2 protein-coding genes and 1 rRNA gene are annotated in these 4848 nt (G+C 33.5%); all 3 read right to left on the bottom strand.

Annotated features, from left to right (window positions below; all coding sequences use genetic code 11):
• Nucleotides 1-495: 495 nt before the first annotated feature.
• On the bottom strand, nt 496-2529 hold the full coding sequence (locus QT76_RS07645; RefSeq protein ID WP_120903240.1) for a relaxase/mobilization nuclease domain-containing protein: 2034 nt from the start codon (nt 2527-2529) through the stop codon (nt 496-498).
• A 1257-nt stretch (nt 2530-3786) separates the two neighbouring features.
• Nucleotides 3787-4290, bottom strand: coding sequence for a hypothetical protein (locus tag QT76_RS07640; RefSeq protein WP_050578772.1), 504 nt, complete (start codon nt 4288-4290; stop codon nt 3787-3789).
• 170 nt (nt 4291-4460) lie between these two features.
• Nucleotides 4461-4578 (bottom strand): 5S ribosomal RNA (rrf, locus tag QT76_RS07635).
• Nucleotides 4579-4848 lie beyond the last annotated feature (270 nt).

Raw genomic sequence — 4848 nt, 5'->3', positions numbered from 1 at the left:
AAATAGGAATTACCCATCAATGACATGTTAGTTGTGGAAGGAATGATTAGTCAAGGCTTGTGTTATTTAAGTTAGGTTGTAAGCGGTTTGTCTCATTAGCATTTAGGATTAGAAAGGTTTTTGTTTAGAGTGTGTAGGGTTAAGGTTTGTTTCTAGCTCTTAGTATTAAAAGAGTTAAGTTTGATTTGATAGTAGGTTAAAGGGTTAGGTTTAAACTTGCTTTATGATTATGTTTAAGAAAACTTTAAGGTTTTAAATTTTTGCGTGCTACTTAAGAAAAATTTAAGCTCTACAAGGCGTTTTAAAGCGTTTTTGGTTTTAGGTTAATAGTTTGTCTTATCTTATGGCTTTATTTTGATTGTGGGGCATTTTAGAGTGCTTTATTTGTATATCTGTTTAAATAAGCTAATTTGTGAAAAGAACAAGAATAAACCCCTTTAATCAAAGGGTATATTCTTTATTAAGAACATTAAAGGCAATCATCGCTTGAGAGCATTATCTATTACGCCCTTTAAAGTTTGTGTTGTCATTTTGTTTTAATCCAGCATGAGCTTTAGGGTCATCATCAAGCTCATTAGAGTGCAAGGTGTTAGCTTGTTGTTTAGCTAATTCTTTAGCTTTTTCTTTTTCTAGCATAGCTTGATAATGTGCTTTAGCTCTAGCTTGTTCTTTTTTACCAAACTCAATCCAAGGCTCATCGTTATTAGGCTCTTTTGTGATAGCTTGAATTTCTTTTTGCTCTAGCTTAGTATCTTTAGCGTGTTCTAGGACTTTTTCAAGGTTTAGGTTGTCATAGTGGGTTAAAAACCTATTAGCTCCTATGATTTCATTACAAGTATAGAGAATATCCTTAGAAATTTTAGAAAATTGTTTAATTTGTTTGAGAAAGCCTTGTTTTTCTTTTGGAGACAATGAAGTTTCTCTATAATGTTTTAAAGATTTCACATAATGTTCTTTGGCTCTTTCAAACTCTTCTTCTTTTTGTTTTAAATCTTGTTCTAAAAAAAGTAATCTCTCTTTGGCTAATAAAAGCATGGTGTTTTGATAGTCTTGTAGTTGCTTACTCACTAGCTCATAAGTGTTATCATTAAGCTTGTAAGTGGGGTCATTTTGCTTAGTTTTAAAGCTCTCTAGCATGAATTGATATTTTCTAGCACTAAAATAAGCGTTTTTAAAAGTTTTGAGAGTGGGGCGTTTATCTTTAGAAAGTTCTAAGGCTTTGGCTAAAAAAATAGGATTAGTTAGAGTGTTGTATTGGGTGTTTTGCTTGGTTTTAACTTCATTTCTTAGCTGGGCTAATAGTAAGTGTGAATTTTTATCTAAAAGGCGTTTGTCTAGGCGTTCTAGCTTACTTAGTAGCATTTCTTTTTTCTTTAACACAGAAAAGCCCTTAGTCTCTCTTTCAAAGTTTTTGTCTAAATCATTGAGAATAGCAAAATTCTTAAAGGCTGAATGGTTTTGTTTTTTATCTAATTCTTTTTGATAAAAGCCTAAGAGTTCGTATAGCTCGTGTTTGCTCGTGTTTTTTAAGTGTTCGCTTACTGGTTTTCTCTTATCTATCCTGTCAATATCTAGCTGTTCTTTTTCATCATCGCTTGTGTCTTTGTGGTTAAAGAGAGCGATTTTAAATTCAGAAATCTTTTGTTTTAAAGGGATGCTGTGGTTGTTTTGAATGTCTAGGGCTTGGGCTTTGTTTTTATCTTTGAGTTCTTGTAAATACTCGCTTTGTAAAGCCTTGTTTAAGTCCCACTCATCTTGTGGGGATTTGATTTGTTCTAAGGCTTTTTCTTCTTTTTCCAAGTCTTGTAATTGTTGTTTGATATTGTCTAGCTCTTTAAGTTTTGGCTCATTGACATACAAGTATTCTTCGCTCAATAAGTGGTCATTCAACCTATAAGCAAACTCACTTCTTAATTCATTAAAAAATTCTTTACAATCTTCATGCCCCTTAAAACGCAGTCTTCTTCGTGTGAGCTGATTAGTCTTATTGATAAAACAATGGATATGGGCATGGTCTTGATGAGCGTGTGGCACAAGGGCAAACTTGTATTCAGGCAATCTTATTTTTAAGCTCTCCCAAGTAGAATGTAAAAGCCCTTGCATTGTCTCTTCATCTGGCTTATCTTTGATAGAAAAAACTAAGTGCATAGTCTCGTTATAATCTTTAGTCAAATCAAAGTCATTGAGCCAACTCTCTAAGATGAATTGCTTATCGCATTCTAAAAACATTTCATTGTAAGCTGTTTCGTTATTTTCTAAAGCATAATTTAGGGCATTTTCTAAGTGGGAGCGTTTCATTTGCCCTATGTTTTTAATAAGCACAGGACTAGCTGTTTTTGTGCCAACTAGATTAGATTTAATAAACTTTGAGTTAGGGTTAAATTGATTGAACTTAATGAGCAATCTTTTATCTACTTTATCGCTATCACTAAATCTAGGCTTTTGCATATGCTTTAAAATATCATCTAAGAAAGATAAGTCCATAGGGCGACTATCTAGCTTAGTATCTAATATAGCCCTATCTAGCATACAAACCCTTTAAGACTTAACAACATTGCTAAATTTTTATCTAATTCGCACACTTTCAAGCTAAACTTCTTTCCCTTACTAACAAGGCATTTAAAACGCCCAAATTTTATTTGAGCTAAACGCTCATTTAAGAGCTAGATTTTTAATTTAAATCTAGCGATAGCCCAATTCTTTGTAGCATAGCACAAAGAATTGAAATTAGAACTAAATCAAAAAGGTGCAGGATAACACCATGTGTGCGTACACATTAGGTTAAAACTTCGTATTCAAGGGACTTGGAGCTAGATTTTTAAAAAATAAGGGTTTTTGCTAACTTTTTGCCTAAAAAGTTTTTAAAAAGTGCTTTGATAGATGAATTAAATTTTTAATCTAGTAAGAGAGAAAAATTTCATTCAAAAGCTTCACCCCCATTACTCAATTTTTTAGGCAAGGGCTTGTTAGAAACGCTATAAAAACTTAGAGATTTTTATTGAAAGAACTTGTAGTCAAAACATTAAGAACTAGATAGCCATATGGTAAGAACTTAGTAGCCCACCAATAAGAACTTGCAAGCTAAATGCTATGAACTGACAAGCAAGTAGTAAGAACTTGTAGCAACAATTAGGGAACTAAGGGCTACACGATAAAAACTAAAAGCCACAAGTTAGAACCTAATAGCTCACATTAAGCAAAGAACTAAGGGGAAAATAGATTAAGAACTTATCTGCTCTAATGATATGAACTAGGTTGCTTGTATGATTAAGAACTAGGAGCAAAACACCATTAAAACTTACTAGCAACTCATATAAGAACTACCAGCCCATTTCATAAGAACTCATAATCAATATTAAAGGAATGAAATTATTCTTTAAGCTTTTGTTTAAAAAATTTATGCTACATTTTCAATGATTTTTTAATTGACTTAGATTGAAACTTAGAGAACACTTAAAACTTACATTCTCTAAAGATTAAAACTTTTTTCTTAAATCCATGTTTAATTGGTGCGGACTTTTCTCGCCAAAGATATAAATCTTAAACTTTTTAAAAAATTGGATTTTAGATCTTATTTTATGATTTTAAATTTTATTTTGTTTTCAAACTCGTTTTCTTAAAACCCTAAAAACCTTTGAATAAAACAATAAAACCCCAATAAACCACCAAACAAACAAAACAATGAGTCAATAATGAAATTAAATAAAAAAGCAAGATTAAAAAACATTTCCCTATCCCTGCACCGACCTACTTTCCCACCCTTGCAAAGGGTAACATGTGAGATTTTTAAACTAAGACAACTCTTTCACCTTTGGCTTTTAAGGCTTCTTGCACCTTTTCATACCACCCCATAATGATTTGCGAGGTTTCTGTCCCCGGACTTACGCACTTATTTAAAGTGCCTCTACCCTGTGGGATCGTCTGCCCCTCTTTTGCCCAATCTAAAATCTTAACGGGTCGCCTGTAATGTATCCAATCCACTAAAGGGTATTCTTCTTCGCTAACACATAATGCCCGATCTTTGTGAATGTTATACGCCCCGCCGATGACTTGTGCGAGCACTACAAGTTGTTGTCCATGCTTGATGGCTACAATGTCATTCACCCGCATCACTTCTAAAAAATCTCTAATTTGTCCTTTGCTCTCTTCCCAATCCGCTAAACCAATGAAGTGGTATTCTTCTAAAATTTGGCGCACATCATGCACATCCCATCTTACTTGCAGATGTTGCTGATGGATTTGCATGTGCCAAAATTCTTGAAAAGGAATGCTTGAAACATCTACGACCATAAAAACCTCCTAATTGTTGGTATTCTCTACCCATTTTCTTAATTGCCCATACCTCTCATCTCCAGAAACTGAGAAACTTTAGCGTAAAAAACTAAATAACCCCTAAACAAACAAAACAATGAGTCAATAATGAAATAAGATAAAAAGCAAGACTAAGAAACATTTCCCTATCCCTGCACCGACCTACATTCCCACTCTTGAAAAGAGCAGTATTATCAGCGATGAAGAGCTTGACTTCCAGGTTCGGAATGGTTAACTGGGTAGTTCCTCTTCTCTAAAGGCACAAGGAAAAGGGAGCTAAAGATAAATCGTATTTACCCTTAACTCCCCTTTCTTTATAGGGGGCTGTTTTTAACAAAGAAGATGTTAATAGCCTTTCATTTTAAAAAGAACAGAGCGTGTCTTATCCTTATTTAAAACCAACGATAAAAGTCTTTGTAAAACCCCAACTCTCTTACACTCAGTAAGGCAGTGGTAACTTATTGATGCTTATTGGCGTTATCTTATTCAAAAAGCAAAAAACAAGCCAAACGCTCTATTAGTAGTAGTCAGCTAAAC

It is taken from the genome of Helicobacter pylori SA37A, assembly GCF_000476015.1.
GTDB classification, from domain to species: Bacteria; Campylobacterota; Campylobacteria; order Campylobacterales; family Helicobacteraceae; genus Helicobacter; species Helicobacter pylori_DB.
Note: the sequence above shows the minus strand (reverse complement) of the source record. Positions and strands in the feature narration are given on the sequence as shown.

Bases quoted from the DNA above. Each gene is read 5' to 3' on its own strand.
- QT76_RS07640 (WP_050578772.1), bottom strand. From the start codon at position 4,290: ATGGTCGTAGATGTTTCAAGCATTCCTTTTCAAGAATTTTGGCACATG.
- QT76_RS07645 (WP_120903240.1), bottom strand. From the start codon at position 2,529: ATGCTAGATAGGGCTATATTAGATACTAAGCTAGATAGTCGCCCTATG.